The organism is Pseudomonas sp. GX19020 (assembly GCF_023371075.1).
In the GTDB taxonomy this organism is placed as follows: domain Bacteria; phylum Pseudomonadota; class Alphaproteobacteria; order Rhodobacterales; family Rhodobacteraceae; genus Pseudogemmobacter.
The window spans coordinates 1-17,692 of record NZ_JAMCCR010000017.1; the positions used below are offsets into that span (position 1 = coordinate 1).

Genomic DNA, 17,692 nt, shown 5'->3' on the forward strand with positions numbered 1-17,692 from the left:
GCGCGAAAGTGAGTTTCATGGTGGCTCTTGATATATATTCAAGTAATATATTGAAAAATGTTTGCTGGTAGTCCACCCCGCCGCTGGTGGCCCGCCGGTCGGTCGGCTGTCAGGAACAAAGGCCCCGATCCATGACCCACGCCCTTGGTATCCGCGAGAACCTGCGGCCATTCCTGGAACAGCTTCTGCAGGTGTTCTTTGTTGGGCTGACCATCGGCTTGCAACGCACGGTGATTCCAGCGCTGGCCGAAACCGAGTTTGGGGTGGCCAGAGGCTCTATGCTGGCGCTTTTCGGCTTCATCGTCTCCTTCGGGATCGTGAAGGGCGCGATGAACTTTGTCTCGGGCCGCATATCCGAGCGGGTTGGGCGTAAGCGGGTGCTGATCTGGGGCTGGCTGGCGGCCTTGCCGATCCCGTTCATCATCCTCTGGGCGCCGAGTTGGGGCTGGATCGTCGCGGCCAATGTGCTTCTCGGGGTCAACCAGGGTTTCTGCTGGTCGATGACCGTGACCGGCAAGATGGACATCGTGCGCGCCGACCAGCGCGGCATCGCCACCGGGGTCAACGAGTTCGCCGGCTATGGCGCGGTGGCACTGGCCGGCCTGCTGACCGGCTATCTGGCCAGCAGCTTTGATCCGCGCCTGAGCCTGTTCGCTTTCGGCCTGGTCGTCACGCTTTTCGGGCTGGCGGCCGCGCTTCTCGCCTACACCGAGACGCAGCCCTTCGCACGGGCCGAAGCCGCGCGGCACAAGGCCGGCACGGTCACGGGACCGCGCGCCCGCTTTGTCAAAGGGCCGGAACACCCGACCTCGGGTCAGATCTTTGCGCTGATCACATGGCAGAACCGCAGCTTCATGGCGCTGTCGCAGGCCGGCAGCGTGGAAAAGTTCGTGGATGCGCTGGTCTGGGCGCTGGTGCCGGTGTTCCTGATCGGCAGGGGCGCAAGCCTGATCGAGATCGGCTGGATCACCGGCATCTACGGCTTCGTCTGGGGCGGCAGCCAACTCTGGACGGGGCCGCTCTCCGATCGGATCGGACGCAAGGGCCGATCGTCATGGGCTTTTTCATCTGCGCGGCGGGTGTGCTGGCCTTCCCGTTCCTGACCGGCGTGGCGGCCTGGAGCATCGCGGCCGCGGTGATCGGGGTCGGCATGGCGCTGCTCTACCCGACGCTGATCGCGGCGATGGGCGATATTGCGTCTCCGGTCTGTGGCTGGTCCTCGATATGGAAGAAACCCATCCCCGCATCAATCCCGCGCCCGAACCGGCGCTTTGATCCCCTGCACTGCGGCTTGCCATGAAGCACCTGCTGATCGCGAACGGCCCGCCCTACGGCACCGAACGCAGCTAAAACGGCCTGCGACCGGCGAATGCGCTGGCCAGACAGGAAATCGGGGGCGAGGTCACAGTGTTCCTGATGGCCGATGTGGTCGCCTGCATGAAGGCCGGCCAGAGAACCTCCAACGGGTTCTGCAACATCGAAATGATATGGCGTCGCTAAGGTGCTGCTCTGCGGCACCTGCATGGATGCGCGCTGGCTTAAAGGCGGCGCGAACGGCAGGTTGGCCGGGATGGATCAGGCTGACTGAACCGCGCGGCCATCGGCCCGCCACTCGGGCAGGCCGCCCTCCATCCGGCGGGCGGTCAGGCCCATGGCGCGCAGCCGCGCCACGGCCTGATCGGACAGCACACAATAGGGACCTCGGCAATAGGCGACGATCTCGCGCCCGCCCGCGTCACGCACCGCTCTGGCCAGCGCATCAAGCTGAGCATTGCGTGCGCCGGGGATATGGGCGGCGGTGAACTCATCATCGGGGCGCAGGTCGAGCAAGATGACCCGATCCTCTGCCAACGCCCGTTCCAGATCGTCGCGGTCCATGGCTGTGGGCGGTTCCTCGCCCCCGGAAAGCCCCCGCAGGATCGCCTCCACCTCGGCCAGGTTCTGTTCGGCCAGCCGCCGGATCTGGTCCATCAGCACGAGGATGCGGTTGTCGGTCAACCGATAGATCACATGGTTACCGTCGCGGCGCGAGGCGACCAGTCCGGCGCGGCGCAACTGCTGAAGGTGCTGCGAGCAGTTCGCCACGGAAATCCCGACCCGCTCGGCCAGAGCCTCTACCCCGCGCTCGACCTGGGCAAGCTGTTCGAGAATCGCAAGGCGATGCGGCGCCGACATCGCGCGGGCGATCGTGGCGAATTCTTCCAGCAGGGCGGCCTTGGGTGAGGAGGTCATCGGCGGCTCGCTGTTCAAGAGTTTGCTTGAATCATAGGGGCATGATGGCCGCGCTGCAAGCCGTTGACCGCCCGGTCGATGCAACCTGGCGTTATGCCGGGGGCGTTGACAAATATATCTCAACAGAACTATCGATCAATTTAAAAATTGAATGATGATTCCGACCCTCAGCACAAGAGATCACGGAGACCCGGTCGATGATCCGCAACCCGATGCACCGGCAGGTGTTTCTCCTCGCTTCGGCACAGGCGCTGTTCCAGACCGTTTCGGTACTGGTGATGACCGTCGGCGGGCTCGCCGGCGCGCAGATCACCCCTCGCCCGGAACTGGCAACGATGCCCGTTGCGGCGATGTTCCTCGGCACCGCCCTGATGACCTTTCCGGCCTCGCATTTCATGGCCAGGGCCGGCCGGCGCGCGGGCTTCCTGCTCGGCGCGGGCCTCGGTATCGCCGGTGGCGCGATCGCGGCGGCGGGTATCTGGCTGGCGCAGCTTTACCTGCTGTCGCTCGGCGCTCTCCTGGTCGGAGCTTATCAGGCCTTCGCGCAATTCTACCGCTTCGCCGCCAGCGAGGTGGCCGATGATGCCTTCCGGCCCCGGGCGATTTCGCTGGTCATGGCGGGCGGTGTGGTCGCGGCGCTGCTCGGGCCGCTGCTCGGGCGGATCGGCGGGCCGCTGATGGAGCCGGCCTATGTCGGTTCGTTCCTGATCCTCGCCGTGGTCTCGCTGATCGCGGCGGGGGTGCTGACCGCTCTCAGGATGCCGGATGCCAGGGCCGATCACGTCGATCTCCGGCAGGGCCGCCGGTGGGGCGAGATCGTCACCCAACCCGGCTATCTGGTGGCGCTGTTCGGGGCGGCTACCGGCTACGGCATCATGATCCTCGCCATGACCGCGACGCCGATCGCGATGCAGCACCATCACCATGACCTCGGCACCGCCGCCACGGTGATCCAGCTTCATGTGCTGGGGATGTTCCTGCCGTCCTTCATCACCGGCTCGCTGATCGCGCGCTTCGGGGTGCTGCAGATCATGCTCGCCGGGGTCGCGATTCTCGCCACCCATGTCGCGCTGACCTTCACCGGCACCGGCTTCACCTCATTCGCCTCGGCGCTGATCATGCTCGGGGTGGGCTGGAACTTCCTCTACATCGGCGGGACCACACTGCTGACCACGACCTACACCCCCGCCGAGAAGAGCCGGGCGCAGGCCACCAACGACATGACGATCTTCGTGGTCGGGCTGGCCTGTTCGTTCAGCGCCGGGGGGCTTCTGCAGGCGCTTGGCTGGCAGGTGCTGAACGCGGTGCTGCTGCCCTGGCTCGGCCTCGCCGCGCTGGCGCTGATCTGGTTCGCGGCCAGCACCCGCGCCGCCCGGACCGCCTGACACGCGAGGAACACCATGAAAGATGCCATTCCCGCAAACCCGACCGACGAAGCCGCCCGTGCGCAACTCTTCGCCCGGTTCCGCGACCTCGGGATCGCGGCGCCAACCGTGCCCTATCCGGCCCACAGGACGGTCGAGGAAGGTAAGGCGCTGCGCGGCGCGATGGCTGGCACCTTCACCAAGAACCTGCTGGTCAAGGACAAGAAGGCCCGTCATTTCCTGCTGTCCTTCCATGAGGACCGGGTGATCGACCTCAAGACGCTGCACCGCCGGATCGGGGCGAAGGGCCAGGTCGGCTTCGCCTCGGCCCAGCGGGTGCAGGAATACCTCGACGTCCGGCCCGGCGCGCTGACCCCTCTGGGCCTGATCAACGACGCCACCCGGGCGGTGACGCCGGTGATCGACGCCTCGCTGATGGGCGCGGAACAGCTCAACTTCCATCCCCTGATCAACACCGAAAGCACCGGACTGCACCCGAAAGAGCTGCTGAGCTTCATCCTGTCTTGCGGGCAGGAGCCGTTGATTGTCGATTTCGATACGCCACTGCCGGCATAGGCGCGGCCTTTCCAGCCGAACGGAGGATACCCATGGCAGCCGAGCCCAGACTCAGCCTGTCCACGCTTTGGGTGCATGGCGGCGAACAGCTCGATGCGGAGGGCGGCAAGGCCGCCGGCGCTCTGGTCGTAATGGACAACACCTTCGCCTCGCCCGTCAACCAGTCGCCGCTGAAGCCTGGGGTCGATCTGGTGGTCCATTCGACCACCAAATACCCCGGCGGCCACAGTGACCTGAGGTGGTGCCGTGGCAGTCCGGCAGCGAAGCGATCATCCCGCCGCAGAGGTTGCCCGGTACCCCGCCGCTGAACAACGGATCGGGTGTGATCCGGGCGACAGTCCCTGCGCCGTCGAGGTGGCTTTCAGATACAGGCCATGCGGTTTAGCCGGGCCGCAGCCGCAGCGATGCTCAAACTTCGTCGACAGGGGAACTGGATCGCCTTCATGGCTCTGTCGTTCCGCCTGGGATGGGGATTTCGACGGGAAAGCCGAGCGCCCGCCATTCCGGGAAGCCATCCTCAAGCCGTCGCGCATCGAACCCCTGCGAGCGCAGGAAGCCCGCCGCCTCGTAGGCTTGTACGCAATAGGGGCCCCGGCAATAGACGACGATGGCGCGGTCGCGGGGGAGGCTGGCGAGACCGTGGTGCAGATCGAGCATCGGGATATTGATCGAGCCCGGGATATGTCCCAGCCCGAACTCATCTTCGGCCCGCACATCCACGACAAAGGCGGACTGTCCGGCAAGCCGCGTGGCCAGTTCTTCCCGCGTGACCGGAGGCATGGTGTCGTGGATTCGATACGAGGTGTTCAGGCGCTGCCCGACCGTAGCGATATGCGCCTCGCCCATCAGGCCGAGGGCCTTTATCAGCAGCACCACCTCGGTCAGGCCGGTCAGGCTGTAGACAACCTTCTTGCCCTGCCGTTCTGTCTTGAGAAGCCCCGCCCGCCGCAGGATTTGCAGATGGCGCGAAGTATTGGCGAAAGCCATGCCCGACCGTGTACTCAGTTCCTCGACCGACCGCGGCCCCTGCGCCAGATGCTCCAGCAGTTCCAGCCGGTTCACATGCCCGATTGCCTGTGCAAGCTCGGCCAGGCTCAGGAAAATATCCTGCTTCGGGGTCGCGCAGCTGTCTTGAGTCATCTCGGGCCGTCATTCATCAAGGCGATTGAATGACCTTACCAATCACAGTGGAGGGTCGCAATCTTGCGGGCATTGAAACAGCGATGTCCTGGCGGGGTTATTCTGACCAGATGCATCCAGCGCTGAGGCGCTCTGTGAATAAGCCGCTATTGGGCCGGATCACGTTGTGATCGCCCATCCGCCTCCTGTTCACGCAACGCACGAGATGTCGCCACCGCCGTTCTCCTGTATTTGCACGCCATACTACTACGACGGTCGAAACTTGTTGAAACGACCCGTTTCGGGTCTCTTTTAGTCATCCCCATCCGGGGACCATCTCTCGCCTCCCCGGTGGAACGGGGACGAGATGGCAGGCATCAACCACAAACAGGCAACGGTGGACCGCGGCGCGCGTATGCTCCGGACGGCGCTCGGGCCCGCCACCTCAACCCTTCTGCAAGACCCGGCTGTCGTCGGGGTTATGCTGAACCCCGACAGTCGGATCTGGGTGGACCGGCTGTCCGAGGGGCTGGCTGATACCGGCCAGATGCTGTCCGCCGCCGATGGCGAACGCATCGTGCGGCTGGTTGCCCATCATGTGGGTGTTGAGGTCCATGTTCGGTCCCCGCGTGTCTCGGCGGAACTGCCTGAAACAGGTGAGCGCTTCGAGGGCTTGCTGCCGCCGGTCGTGGCCGCGCCGGCTTTCGCCATCCGCAAGCCCGCCGTCGCGGTGTTCACGCTGGATGACTATGTGGCGGCTGGCATCATGTCCGCGGGCCAGGCGGAAACGCTCCGCGCCGCTGTCCAGTCGCGTGCGAACATCCTTGTCGCGGGTGGCACCAGCACAGGTAAAACGACGCTCACCAACGCGCTGCTCTCCGAAGTCGCAAAAGGCGCGGATCGCATCGTCATCATCGAGGACACGCGCGAGTTGCAATGCGCGGCGCCCAATCTGGTGGCGATGCGGACCAAGGAGGGTGTCGCCACTCTGTCCGATCTGGCGCTCGTCGCTGCGCCTCCGCCCCGACCGCATTCCGATCGGTGAGGTTCCTGGGGCCGAGGCGCTGGATCTCCTCAAAGCCTGGGGCACCGGCCACCCCGCGGCATCGGCGCGCTGCGCCGCCTCGAACAACTCATCCAGGAAGCCGTTGTCACCGTTCCGCGCGCCATGATCGCGGAGACCATCGACCTCGTCGCCGTCCTTGCCGGTAGCGGTTCCGCACGGCGGCTTGTCGAACTCGCCCGCATCGAAGGTCTCGGACCCGACAGCGACTACCGGATTTCCCCCCGCCTTTTCAGAACCCGACACCACCCACAACGCTGGAAAACCTGCATGATCCGTCGTGCCTTCCGTACCCACCATCATATCGCAACCGCCGCCGCCTTCGCCTGGGTGAGCCTGATGACATCCCCGGCCTGGGCCTCCGGCTCATCCATGCCTTGGGAGGCGCCGCTGCAATCCATCCTCGAATCCGTCGAAGGCCCGGTGGCGAAAATCGTGGCTGTGATCGTCATCATCGTCACTGGCCCGACGCTGGGCCTAATAAACGGAACCGGTTGTCAATCTCACAAGGGTCAGCTGCGCCGCAGCGCCGCAAAAAACCCGGCGGACAACAGGAGGAAGACGCCGGTCTGGAACAACTCGGGACGATAGGCTTTCGGGATCAGCAGGTAATCAACGCTGCAAAGCGACAGCATCAGCTGGCAGGTATAGCCCGATGTGCCCCAGAGGCAGGGCGCGGCCTGGCTGTATTTGCCATAGCCCTCGCTCACGATGGTGCCGAAAATCACATACCACCACAGGAGGGCGAGGAGGATCAGCCCGGCCCCGGCGGCCAGAACCCAGACCGGTCGCAGACGGTCAGACATCCTCCAGAACCCCGAGGCTGGCAAGAAGCCGTGTTCGCAGCGCAATCAGCGCGGGGTCATCGCGGCGGCGGGGCTGGGGGCGGTCCACCCGCAGCTCCTCGATGATACGGGCCGGGCGCGGCGAGAACAGCACCACCCGATCAGCCAACAACAGAGCCTCTTCAACATCATGGGTGACGAGAAGGGCGGTAAAGCCACGATCCTGCCAGAGGCGGATCAGATCCTTTTGCAGATTGAGCCGCGTGAGGCTGTCGAGCTTGCCCAGAGGCTCATCCAGCAAGAGGAGACGCGGGTCATTGACCAGCGCCCGGGCAATCGCCGCCCGCTGCGCCATGCCGCCAGACAACTGATGCGGGAAAGCCGCGCCGAAAGCTTCCAGCCCGACGAGACGCAGCGCCTCATCGACACGGGCCTGCTTTGCCGCCAGCTCGCCGCGAGCTTCGGGGCCGGCTTCGACATTGCGGCGCACTGTGCGCCAGGGGAAAAGGGTCGCTTCCTGAAAGACGAGAATGCGCTCTGGGCCGGGGCCGGTGATCGGCGTACCGCCGGCCAGTGCCTCACCCGCGCGCGGCAGTTCCAGCCCGGCCGCAAGCCGCAGAAGGGTCGACTTGCCGCAGCCTGATGGGCCCAGCAGTGCTACGAATTCGCCGGGCGCTACATCGAGGGACACATCCTCCAGCACCGGTAACAGCGTGCCGCCGATATCATATCCATGCGAGACATGGTCGAAGCGCAGCCCGACGGGGGTGACAGCAGACATCAGAGGATTCCCTTCTGCCAGCCCAGCAGCCGGTCCCGGATCAGGAACAAAAGCTTCACCAGCCCGGCGCAGATCAGTGCCATGACAATCAGCGCGGCATAGACATTGGCATAGGCCGAATAGGCTGTGTTGAACTGCAGATACCAGCCCAGGCCAAATTTTGCCCCCAGCATCTCGGCCACCACCAGCACGGCAAAGCTGTAGTAAAGCCCCATGAAGAGCCCGACAAACACATTGGGCAGCGCCGCAGGAATGGCGATTTTGGTCACCTGCCAGCGGCTGGTTGCGCCAAGCGTCCGCGCCACGTCATAAAAGGCGCGGTTGACCTGGGATATCCCCGATGCAGTCAGGATCGCGACCGGGATCCCCGAGGCCAGCGCCACCAGAAATACCGAGGCCTGGAAGGTCGAAGGGAAGATGAAAAAGGCGCAGGGGATCCAGGCACTGGCGGGCACCGGCCCGATCAGCTTCAGCACCGGCATCCCCCAATAGGCGAAGCGCTTTGACCAGCCCAGCCCCACCCCGGCCAGAAAGCCCACCGAAATGCCGATGAAAAAACCCAGGCCCCAAAGTCGCCCGGTATAGGCGATGCAGATCAAAAGCCGGTCCCAGTCGGTCATATAGACATGCAAAAGACCCTGTGGCGGCGAAAAGAACGGCTTGGGCAACCAGCCGAGCTTTGCGGTGATCACCTCCCACAGCAAAAGCCACAGGCCCAGTACGATGAACCAGGGGCCGTAATGCGTCAGGGTGCTGCTTTGCCCGGGCGCCACGGTGAAGGCCAGCGCGAGGAAGATCGCGGCGACCGTTCCCGTGAGCGCGGCGAAGGTACCGGTCGCACCCCATTGGATGACATCGGGCAGGATCAGTGTCACCACCGAGACCGAACCCCAGGCCAGCGCGGCCAGCAGACCGTCGCGCCAGATGGGCAGGGGCAGGCGGGTGGCGGGGGCGTAAACCCCCCGCCCGCTTTCAGGCAGATCGCTCATTCAGGATCGTCCAGTCAGGGTTCAGGCGAAAATGTCGATGGTGATGCGGCTGGCGATCTCTTCCGGATCGGTCGAGGCATCGGCCACGCCGGTCAGCTTAAGATCCTCATAGCCGCGTCTGACCTCGTCGCGCAGTTTGTCGCCGAACCAGTGCTCATGATAGGTGAAAGAGGCCAGAACCTCGGTCAGGGTCTCGACCGACATGCCGGGGCGCAAAGTGTCGAAATACCATTGCGCGACCTCGTCCGGATGGGCGGCGGTATATTGGTGCACCTCGAGATTGGCGGCGGCGACGCGTTTCAGCGCGTCTTTGTTGGTCTCGTAATAATCCCCGTTCACGCCCAGCACACAGCAAACCCGGTCCTGGAAGCTGAGCGTCTGGGTGTCGGCAACGCGGTGGAACTTATGTTCCTTTTCCCAGCCATAAGCCCAGGGATCCATATGCGCCAGCGCATCCGCCTCGCCGCGCAGCACGGCCTCGGCCACCAGATCGAAGGGGAAGACTTTCCAGGTCACATCCTGATCGGGGTCAAGCCCGGCCTTCTTCAGCGCGACCGAAAATGCCACGCGCGAGGGCGACATGACATCAAAGGTGCCGATGGTTTTGCCGCGCAGATCTTCCAGCGTTTTAATGCCACTGTCCTGAGGCGTCAGGATGCTCTGGCAGCCGCCATGCGATCCGGCGAAAAGTTTGACGTCAAAGCCCTGCTCGATCGGTTTCAGCCAGTCATACAAAAGACCCGGCCCGGCCTCGGCCTTGCGGGTGGCCAGCGCCTGGATCAGGGTCTGGCCGCTGGCGCCCTGGTAGAACAGTTCCACATCCAGCCCGTGTTTCTCGAAAATGCCCTTTTCCAGCGCGAACCCGACCGGGGCGTGGCAGGCGGCCACTTCGGTCCATTCAAGTTTGATTTTGGTCAGGTTGCCGGCCATGGCGCGGCGTGTGCTGATCCCGGTCGAAAGCCCGGCCGCGCCAAGGCCCGCCGCCGCCGCGCCGGTTGTCAGAAGAGTGCGGCGCGAAAGGCCGTTTCGGTGGGATGCTGTCATAATGCGCGTTCGCTTTTGCTGAGAAGGAAAGGGGTAATCGGGGGCCGGAATGGATCAGGTCAGAGGATAGATCAGGGCCGGGGGAACAGGATTTCGAAGACCACCCTTCGGCTGGCACAGCCATGTCTGGCTATGTGGGTCCGGGGGAAATTCCCTCTTCCCGTCGGCGCATGGTCATCGCCGGCGCAACCGCGTTTCCAGCCAGCGGCTGTAGCGCGAGCCGCCATAGCAGAGCAGGAAATAGATCAGGGCCGCGAAGACATAGGCCTCGTCGTAAAAGCCCAGCCATTGCGTGTCGGTGGTCGAGGCCCGGGCGGTGTTCAAAAGATCAAACGCCCCGATCACCGCCAGCAGCGAGGTCGCCAGCAGAAAGCCGATGCCAAGATTGACCAGCCCCGGGATCACCTTGCGAAGGGCCTGGGGCAGCACCACCAGCTGCATGATCCGCCAATAGCCCAGCCCGAGTGACTGTGCCGCCTCGGCCTGGCCCGGGCCAACGGTTTGCAGCCCGCCCCGCACGACCTCTGCCAGATAGGCGGTCCAGAACAAGGCGACCATGATCGTGGCGCGGATCAGCTTATCCAGGATTACGCCCTGCGGCAAAGCCAGCGGCAGGATCAGCATGGCGAAATAGAGGATCGCGACCATCGGAATGGCGCGCATCACCTCGATATAGGTGACCGAAATCAGCCGCAGCCCGCCCATTTTTGAGGCCCGTGCCAGCGCCAGAAGCACGGCGGCCGGAAAGGCAAAGGCCATGCAGGTCGACCACACCAGCAGCGTCACCGGCAACCCGCCCCAGTCATTCAGCGAGACCCGCATCAGCAGACCGGCGGTCCATGTGCCACCGGCCATCAGCGCCCAGGCCAGCGCCAGCGTGACCGGCCAGGCCAGGATCAGGAACGGTCCCCAGAAGCGTGGCAGGGCCGAAGCCACCATCAGCCCCAGAAGCGCAATGATCACGAGGATCGGGCGCCAGAGATGCTCGCCTGGGTAGAAGGCGAAAAGGATGAAGCGAGCCTTGGCGCGCAGAAAGGCCCAGCAGGCGCCGCTGGCAGCGCGGCATTCATCCTGTGTGCCGCTGAAGACCGCATCCGTGATCGCCCAATGGATCAAAGGTGGCAGGATCAGCGCCAGTATCAGCACCGAGGCCAGCGTCAGCACGGTGTTCAGCGGCCCGCCCGCGAGGCTGCGCCACAAGGGCGCCACCAGGTCGCGGCTGCGATAATTCATAAAGATCACGCTCATCTGCGCCCCTCTCCGCGCAGGGCGACGCGGCGGTTGTAATGGTTCATCAGCGCGGCCACGCATAGGTTGAGCAAAAGGAAGGTCCCGGCCATGATCAGCACTGCCTCGATGGCCTGGCCGGTGGTGTTCGCGGTGGTGTTCAGCACCGAGACGAGATCGGGATAGCCGATCGCGACGGCGAGGCTAGAATCCTTGGTCAGATCGAGAAAGACCGAGGTGGTCAGCGGCACGATCACTCTGAGCGCCTGGGGCAGTATCACAAGGCGCATGATCTGCCAGTCGGACAGGCCCATGGCGCGGGCGGCCTCACGCTGGCCCTCGGGGACGGACAGGATGCCGGCGCGCACGATCTCGGCAATCGCGGCAGAGAATTTCACGACCAGCGCGACCAGCAGCGCGGCATATTCCGGCGAAAGCGTCAGCCCGCCCCGAACGTTCAGCCCCTTGAGCACGGGGATGTCAAAGCTGAGGCCCGCCTGCCAGAAAATCCCGGCGATCAGCGCCAGGGCAACTGGCCAGGTGCCGCGCCTGAGCCTTGCATACCGGCGCAGCGCCAGCACGGCGACGATCACGACCACGCAGGCCAGAAGCGGCCAGAGCCAGCCAGCCTCGACCACCGGGGCCGGGACATAGACACCGCGATTGGTCAGCCAGATACCGCCCCCATGTACCGCCTGTTTTGGTCCCGGCAGATTGCGCGCCAGTGCGATCCAGAAGAACAGCTGCAACAACAGCGGCGTGTTGCGGATCAGCTCGACATAGATCCTGACCAGCCGGGTCAGAAGCGGGTTCCCCATCAGCCCAAGAACCCCAAGCGCCGTCCCGAGCAAAGCCGCCAGCAAACAGCCGATCAGCGCCACCCGCAGCGTATTGATCACGCCGACGCCGATGGCGCGCAGATAGGTATCGCCGGCTGAGAAGGGGATAGCGCTCTCGCCGATCTGGAAGCTGGCGGCGCGCGACAGAAAAGCGAAGCCGGGCGAGATCCCGGCCTTCTCCAGCGCGGCGGCAATGTTCTGGCCCAAAAGCCAGAGCCCGGCCAGGATGACCAGGACCAGCGCCAGCTGGGTATAGGGGCGCGGCCCCCACCATGCGACCAGCGCGGGGATGACCCCGCGCCGATGCGGTGATTGGCCCCGCCCTGCCTCATTGGGCCCTGCCTCACGGAGGGGGATATTCACCTTCTCTGACCTGCTCAGCGGAAGGGCGGCGAATAAAGCAGCCCGCCATTGGTCCAGATGTCGTTATAGCCGCGCTCCCAGCCCAGCGGTGTCAGGTGGCGGTCATAGATCTCGCCGTAATTGCCCACGGTCTTGATGATCTTATAGGCCCAGTCCGGCTTGAACCCGATGGCCTCGGCCAAAGACGGATCAACGCCGAGGAAACGCTGGATTGCCGGATCTTCCGATTTCAGGAATTCATCGACATTGGCCGAGGTGATGCCCCATTCTTCGGCCTGGATCGTGGCATAGACGGTCCAGTTGACGATTTCGAGCCATTGGTCATCACCGGCCTTGATCGCAGGCGCAAGCGGCTCTTTCGACAGCCGTTCGGGCAAAAGCACATAGTCATCGGGGTTCTTCAGCTGCTGCAGCTTGCCCACCAGATCCGAGCTGTCCTGGGTGATCGCATCGACCCGGCCCGATTCCAGCGCCGCGATGAATTCCGACGTATCTTCAATGGTGACGGGGGTGAATTCATGGCCAGATTTGCGGAAGAAATCAGCGATGTTCAATTCACCCGTGGTGCCCGATTGCACCCCGATCACCGCGCCGTCGAGCTCTGTCGCCGTGGTCACGCCGAGTTCCTTGCGTGCAAGGATGCCCTGGCCGTCATAGAAAACGGTCGGCCCGAAATGGAAGCCGAGATTGAAGGCGCGGTTGATGGTGACCGTGACGCCCGACAGGAGGATGTCAAATTCGCCGGCCTGAAGCGCGGGCAGGCGCTGCTGTGGTGAAGAGTTGGTGAACTCCACCTTACCGTCTTCATTGAAGACCGCGATGGACAGCGCCCGGCCGTAATCAATGAAGAAGCCCTGCCATTTGCCCTCGCTGTCGGGCGAGAAGAAACCCGGCGTGGTGCCGACACCGACCTTGATCACACCGCGCTCTTTGATGGCGTCCAGCGTGCCGCCTGCGGTCGCGGGAAGGGCGGTTGCGGCAAGCGCCGCCGCTGCTGCAAGACCGCGCAGGGTGCGGCCGAAAAGTCGTTCATTGCTCATGTAAAGATGCTCCGATATCTGCCGATTTCATGAGGCAATCCGAGCGCGGAGCCTGAATTATATCAAGTATCTTGCTGATTTACATGATATTTCTGTAATTGCGCGACCGAAGAGCAGCCCTCTTTCGCCGCAGGCGCGGCGCAGAGAATAATCCTGCTGTCGCCCGCCGGTTCTGCTTTTCGAATCACGTCAGATACAGGCTGCGCTGCCGCGAGAGGCAAAGAAATCATCTGTGGTTTTTCCTGTTCCGGGGCGGTTTCGCGCAGAAAAGATCAACTCTCCTGCCGGGGCAGGGGCGAAGGAAATCTCCTTCCCTGAATGCCCCTGATAAGACGATTGAAACAATCGTGATGATTTGACGATGCTGTTGCCAGCTCACATTGCGGGCCGTTGCCCGACCCCCTGATCCACCAGAAAGGATGATCCCGATGGCGACGACCAGCCTGCACCCCGAGACGCTCGCCCTGCATGGCGGCACCTGGCGCACCGATCCGGCGACCGGCTCGCTCGCGGTGCCAATCTACCAGAATACCAGCTTCCAGTTCGACGATACCGCCCATGCCGCACGGCTCTTCGCGCTGGAAGAGCTGGGCAATATCTATTCCCGCATCGGCAATCCGACGACCGACGCGCTGGAAACCCGGCTCGCGCAGATCGAAGGCGGCGCGGCGGCGCTGGCTCTGGCCTCGGGCCAGGCCGCGACGTTTTTCGCGCTGACCAATATCGCTCAGGCAGGCGATAATATCGTCGCCTCGACCGATCTTTACGGCGGCACGGTCACGCTGTTGTCGAATACGCTGAAGCAGTTCGGCATCGCGGTGCGGTTCGTCGACCAGGCCGATCCGCAGAATTTCGCCAAAGCGACGGATGACAAAACCCGCGCCTGGTTTGGCGAGACGCTGCCGAACCCCAAGCTTCAGGTCTTCCCGATTGCCGAAGTGGCCGAACTTGGCCGCAAGCTCGGCGTGCCGCTGATCCTCGACAACACGGCCGCGCCGCTGACCGCGAAACCGCTGAAACATGGCGCGGCGGTGGTGGTCTATTCCACCACGAAATATATCGGCGGCCATGGCACGGCGATTGGCGGCGCGATCATCGATGGCGGGAATTTCGACTGGGAGGCCCATGCCGCCCGTTTCCCGCTTTTGACCCGGCCCGATGCCGCCTATCACGGCGCGATCTGGACCGAGGCTGCCAAACCGCTTGGCCCCATCGCCTATGTGTTGCGCGCGCGGGTCAAGCTGCTGCGCGACATCGGCGCCTCGGTCGCGCCGCAAAACGCCTTCCTGACGTTGCAGGGGCTGGAGACGCTGCCTTTGCGCATCCGCCAGCACAATGAAAACGCCCGTCAGGTCGCGGATGTCCTGGCCGCGCTGCCAGGTGTCACCCAGGTGATCTATCCCGGCCTGCAGGGCGGCGAGGCCCGGCGCCGCGCCGATACCTATCTGGAAGGTGGCTATGGCGCGCTGATCGGGTTCGAGCTGGAAGGCGGCGTTGATGCCGGCCGCGCTTTCATCGACGCGCTGCAGCTGTTCCATCATGTGGCGAATATCGGCGATGCGCGCAGCCTTGCGATCCATCCGGCCTCGACCACGCATCAGCAGCTGACCGAAGCTGAACAACGCGCCGCAGGCGTTACGCCGGGCTATGTGCGGCTTTCGATCGGGATCGAGCATCCGGAAGATATCATCGCCGATCTGAAACAGGCACTTGAGGCGGCATCGGGCAATCGCGACCGCAAGGCCGCGTAAAGATCCGCCGCGAAACCCGGGCGTGAAAACCAGGGCGGGGAGGGCCCTCTCCTCCCCGCCCCTTACCTTGCAATGCGCCGGATCAGGAGCACAGATTGTCCAGCACCCTCCCCATTCTCGATGTCTCGCGTTTCCATGCCGGGCCTGACGCACGCGCCGCTTTCGTTGAGGAACTGCGCGCGGTGCTTCATGATCACGGGTTTTTCTACCTCACCGGCCATGATGTCCCGGAGACGCTGATCAAGGATCTGAAACGCCTGTCACGGGCGTTTTTCGCGCTGCCCGAGGCGGAGAAGCTGGCGGTCGCGATGGTGAAATCGCCGCATTTTCGCGGCTATAACCGCGCCGGGCTGGAACACACGCGCGGCGAGCAGGACTGGCGCGAGCAGATCGATTTCAACACCGAAGGCGAGCCCCTCCCGGATGGTACAGATCCCTGGAGCCGGCTGCATGGCCCCAACCAATGGCCCGACGCGCTGCCCGATCTGAAACCGGTGGTGCTCGACTATCAGGAACGGGTGACGGCGCTTGGGATCGACCTTTTGCAGGCGATTGCGCTGGCGCTTGGCCTGGAGGCGGATGCGTTCCGCGCGGTTTACGATCCGCAGCCGACCCAGCTTCTGAAACTGATCCGCTATCCGGGGCGCGATGTGGCCGAAACCGATCAGGGTGTCGGGGCGCATAAGGATGGCGGCATCATCACCATTCTTTTGCAAGACGAGGTCGAGGGGCTGCGGGTCCAGACGCTTGATGGTGACTGGATCAGGGTGCCGCCGCTGCCGGGCACATTCGTGATCAATTCAGGCGAGCTGCTGGAGCTGGCGACCAATGGCTTCGTGCGCGCCGATGTGCATGACGTGATCGCCCCACCGCCTGGGGTGGAGCGGTTTTCCTACGCCTTCTTCCTCGGCGCGCATTACGATGCCGAGATCCCGGTCCTGCCGCTTCCTGAGGCGCTGAAAAGCCGCGAGCGCGGGCTGACGGTCGACCCGCTGAACCCGCTCTTTCGCAATGTCGGGCTGAACCATCTGAAAAGCCGCCTGCGCTCGCATCCCGATGTGGCGCATGCCCATCACGGCGATCTGCTCAGGGCGGGGCTGGCCGGGAACGGCTGAACCGAGCCCACACGCTCGCTCAGCCGGGGAAAAACCGGTTCGGCGGGCGTTTGAGGCCCAGATGATCGCGCAGCGTCGCCCCCTCATAGTCGCGGCGAAAGAGGCCGCGGCGTTGCAGTTCCGGCACCACCTGGTCGGTGAAATCGGTCAGCCCCGCCGGCAGGAAGGGGAACATGATGTTGAACCCGTCAGAGCCGTCCTGATCGAGCCATTCCTCCATCTTATCGGCAATGCTTGCGGGCGTGCCGATGAAGGAAAGGCCGGAATAGCCACCCTGTCGCTGTGCCAGCTGGCGGACGGTCAGGCCCTCGCTGCGGGCCATTGCGATCACCCGGTCGCGGCTGGATTTCGACTGGTTGGTCTCGGGCAGATCCTCGGGCAAAGGCGCATCCGGGTCAAAGCCCGAGGCATCAAACCCGAGCGCGATTGAAAGCGAGGCAATTGCGCTTTCATAATAGACCAGACTGTCCAGCGCGGCGCGTTTCGCCTTTGCCTCGGCGATGGTTTCCCCCACGATCACAAAGGCGCCGGGCAGGATCACGAGATCTTCGCGCGCCCGGCCCGCCGCCACGGCCCGCGATTTCACATCGGCATAAAAGGCGCGGCCATCGGCAAGGCTTTGCGGCGCGGCAAACACCGCCTCGGCGGTTTCCGCCGCAAGCTGGCGACCGGGCTCGGAGGCGCCGGCCTGCACGATCACTGGCCAACCCTGCGGAGGCCGCGCGATGTTCAGCGGCCCGCATACCGAAAGCTCTGGCCCTTTGTGACCCAGCACATGCATCCGGGCCGGGTCGAAATACTGGCCGCTTTGCACGTCACGCGTGAAGGCATCATCGGCAAACGTGTCCCAGAGCCCGGTCACCACATCATAGAATTCCCGCGCCCGCGCATAGCGGTCGGCATGGACGGGCTGGTCTTCGCGCCCGAAATTCAGTGCCGCATCGGGGTTTGATGTGGTGACGATGTTCCACCCCGCCCGCCCGCCGGAAATATGATCCAGCGAGGCAAAGCGCCGGGCGACGTGATAGGGTTCGTCATAGCTGGTCGATGCCGTCGCGATCAGCCCGATACGTTCCGTCACCGCCGCCAGCGCGGATAACAGCGTGAAGGGCTCGAAAGAGGTGACGGTATGGCTGCGCCTGAGCGCCTCGACCGGCATATTCAGCACCGCGAGGTGGTCGGCCATGAAAAAGGCGTCGAACTTCGCCGCCTCAAGCCGCTGCGCCATATAGGTCAGATGGCGGAGGTTGAAATTCGCATCCGGCCAGGCGCCGGGATAGCGCCATGCGCCGGTATGCAGCGAGACCGGCCGCATGAAGGCCCCGAGGTGAAGCTGACGGTCACGGCTCATGATGACATTCCTGCTAAAGATGGGCAGAGTTTATATCGGGATTTGCAAAATGA

At 64.0% G+C, this 17,692-nt stretch carries 18 protein-coding genes and 1 pseudogene; 9 read left to right on the forward strand and 10 right to left on the reverse strand.

The annotated features are described in order from the left end of the window. Window positions 1-131: 131 nt before the first annotated feature. On the forward strand, window positions 132-1,103 hold the full coding sequence (locus M3484_RS19695) for an MFS transporter (protein WP_249498879.1): 972 nt from the start codon (window positions 132-134) through the stop codon (window positions 1,101-1,103). After that, window positions 1,055-1,300: a hypothetical protein gene (locus tag M3484_RS19700; RefSeq protein WP_249498880.1), complete on the forward strand. Its 246-nt coding sequence runs from the start codon at window positions 1,055-1,057 to the stop codon at window positions 1,298-1,300. Before M3484_RS19695 ends, M3484_RS19700 begins: the two co-directional genes overlap by 49 nt. Before the next feature lie 275 nt (window positions 1,301-1,575). On the opposite strand, the gene M3484_RS19705 is transcribed toward M3484_RS19700, so the two are convergent. Then, on the reverse strand, window positions 1,576-2,232 hold the full coding sequence (locus M3484_RS19705) for an ArsR/SmtB family transcription factor (protein WP_249498881.1): 657 nt from the start codon (window positions 2,230-2,232) through the stop codon (window positions 1,576-1,578). A gap of 197 nt (window positions 2,233-2,429) precedes the next feature. Between M3484_RS19705 and M3484_RS19710 the strand changes: the two genes are divergently transcribed. The 3 genes and pseudogenes from M3484_RS19710 to M3484_RS19720 form a co-directional block, all read left to right on the forward strand. Further along, the gene (locus tag M3484_RS19710; RefSeq protein WP_249498882.1) at window positions 2,430-3,617 is read left to right on the forward strand and encodes an MFS transporter; all 1,188 of its coding nucleotides are present in this window, start codon (window positions 2,430-2,432) and stop codon (window positions 3,615-3,617) included. 15 nt (window positions 3,618-3,632) lie between these two features. Then, window positions 3,633-4,172, forward strand: coding sequence for a prolyl-tRNA synthetase associated domain-containing protein (locus tag M3484_RS19715; protein ID WP_249498883.1), 540 nt, complete (start codon window positions 3,633-3,635; stop codon window positions 4,170-4,172). A 113-nt stretch (window positions 4,173-4,285) separates the two neighbouring features. After that, a pseudogene (locus tag M3484_RS19720) lies at window positions 4,286-4,408 on the forward strand (PLP-dependent transferase); the annotation flags it as partial. 205 nt (window positions 4,409-4,613) lie between these two features. On the opposite strand, the gene M3484_RS19725 reads toward M3484_RS19720, so the two are convergent. Beyond that, a complete protein-coding gene (locus tag M3484_RS19725) occupies window positions 4,614-5,312 on the reverse strand; it encodes an ArsR/SmtB family transcription factor (RefSeq protein ID WP_249498884.1) in 699 nt (232 codons plus the stop codon). A gap of 346 nt (window positions 5,313-5,658) precedes the next feature. Between M3484_RS19725 and M3484_RS19730 the strand changes: the two genes are divergently transcribed. Both M3484_RS19730 and M3484_RS24060 read left to right on the forward strand, forming a co-directional pair. Then, window positions 5,659-6,336, forward strand: a complete 678-nt coding sequence (locus M3484_RS19730) for an ATPase, T2SS/T4P/T4SS family (RefSeq protein ID WP_502942487.1) — start codon at window positions 5,659-5,661, stop codon at window positions 6,334-6,336. A 357-nt stretch (window positions 6,337-6,693) separates the two neighbouring features. Beyond that, a complete protein-coding gene (locus tag M3484_RS24060) occupies window positions 6,694-6,945 on the forward strand; it encodes a TrbC/VirB2 family type IV secretion system protein (RefSeq protein WP_502942491.1) in 252 nt (83 codons plus the stop codon). Here the strand turns inward: M3484_RS24060 and M3484_RS19740 are convergent. The 7 genes from M3484_RS19740 to M3484_RS19770 form a co-directional block, all read right to left on the reverse strand. After that, a complete protein-coding gene (locus M3484_RS19740; protein ID WP_249498885.1) occupies window positions 6,867-7,160 on the reverse strand; it encodes a hypothetical protein in 294 nt (97 codons plus the stop codon). The genes M3484_RS24060 and M3484_RS19740 overlap by 79 nt on opposite strands. Continuing rightward, window positions 7,153-7,920, reverse strand: coding sequence for an ABC transporter ATP-binding protein (locus tag M3484_RS19745; RefSeq protein WP_249498886.1), 768 nt, complete (start codon window positions 7,918-7,920; stop codon window positions 7,153-7,155). Before M3484_RS19745 ends, M3484_RS19740 begins: the two co-directional genes overlap by 8 nt. Further along, a complete protein-coding gene (locus tag M3484_RS19750) occupies window positions 7,920-8,909 on the reverse strand; it encodes an ABC transporter permease (protein ID WP_249498887.1) in 990 nt (329 codons plus the stop codon). The genes M3484_RS19745 and M3484_RS19750 overlap by 1 nt, the downstream gene beginning before the upstream one ends. 21 nt (window positions 8,910-8,930) lie before the next feature. Next, window positions 8,931-9,953: an ABC transporter substrate-binding protein gene (locus tag M3484_RS19755; protein WP_249498888.1), complete on the reverse strand. Its 1,023-nt coding sequence runs from the start codon at window positions 9,951-9,953 to the stop codon at window positions 8,931-8,933. A 174-nt stretch (window positions 9,954-10,127) separates the two neighbouring features. After that, entirely contained in the window at window positions 10,128-11,201 is a 1,074-nt protein-coding gene (locus tag M3484_RS19760; RefSeq protein WP_249498889.1) for an amino acid ABC transporter permease, read from the reverse strand. Beyond that, window positions 11,198-12,382 carry an amino acid ABC transporter permease gene (locus tag M3484_RS19765; RefSeq protein ID WP_249498890.1) on the reverse strand — a complete coding sequence of 395 codons (1,185 nt, stop codon included), beginning with the start codon at window positions 12,380-12,382 and terminating at the stop codon, window positions 11,198-11,200. The genes M3484_RS19760 and M3484_RS19765 overlap by 4 nt, the downstream gene beginning before the upstream one ends. Window positions 12,383-12,396: 14 nt before the next feature. After that, window positions 12,397-13,422: an amino acid ABC transporter substrate-binding protein gene (locus M3484_RS19770; RefSeq protein WP_249498891.1), complete on the reverse strand. Its 1,026-nt coding sequence runs from the start codon at window positions 13,420-13,422 to the stop codon at window positions 12,397-12,399. Between the two features lie 443 nt (window positions 13,423-13,865). Here M3484_RS19770 and M3484_RS19775 point away from each other — a divergent pair, with 443 nt between their 5' ends. Both M3484_RS19775 and M3484_RS19780 read left to right on the forward strand, forming a co-directional pair. After that, a complete protein-coding gene (locus tag M3484_RS19775) occupies window positions 13,866-15,173 on the forward strand; it encodes an O-acetylhomoserine aminocarboxypropyltransferase/cysteine synthase family protein (RefSeq protein WP_249498956.1) in 1,308 nt (435 codons plus the stop codon). A 95-nt stretch (window positions 15,174-15,268) separates the two neighbouring features. Further along, window positions 15,269-16,288 carry an isopenicillin N synthase family dioxygenase gene (locus M3484_RS19780; RefSeq protein WP_249498892.1) on the forward strand — a complete coding sequence of 340 codons (1,020 nt, stop codon included), beginning with the start codon at window positions 15,269-15,271 and terminating at the stop codon, window positions 16,286-16,288. Between the two features lie 19 nt (window positions 16,289-16,307). On the opposite strand, the gene M3484_RS19785 is transcribed toward M3484_RS19780, so the two are convergent. Then, on the reverse strand, window positions 16,308-17,639 hold the full coding sequence (locus M3484_RS19785; protein WP_249498893.1) for an LLM class flavin-dependent oxidoreductase: 1,332 nt from the start codon (window positions 17,637-17,639) through the stop codon (window positions 16,308-16,310). Window positions 17,640-17,692: the final 53 nt, after the last annotated feature.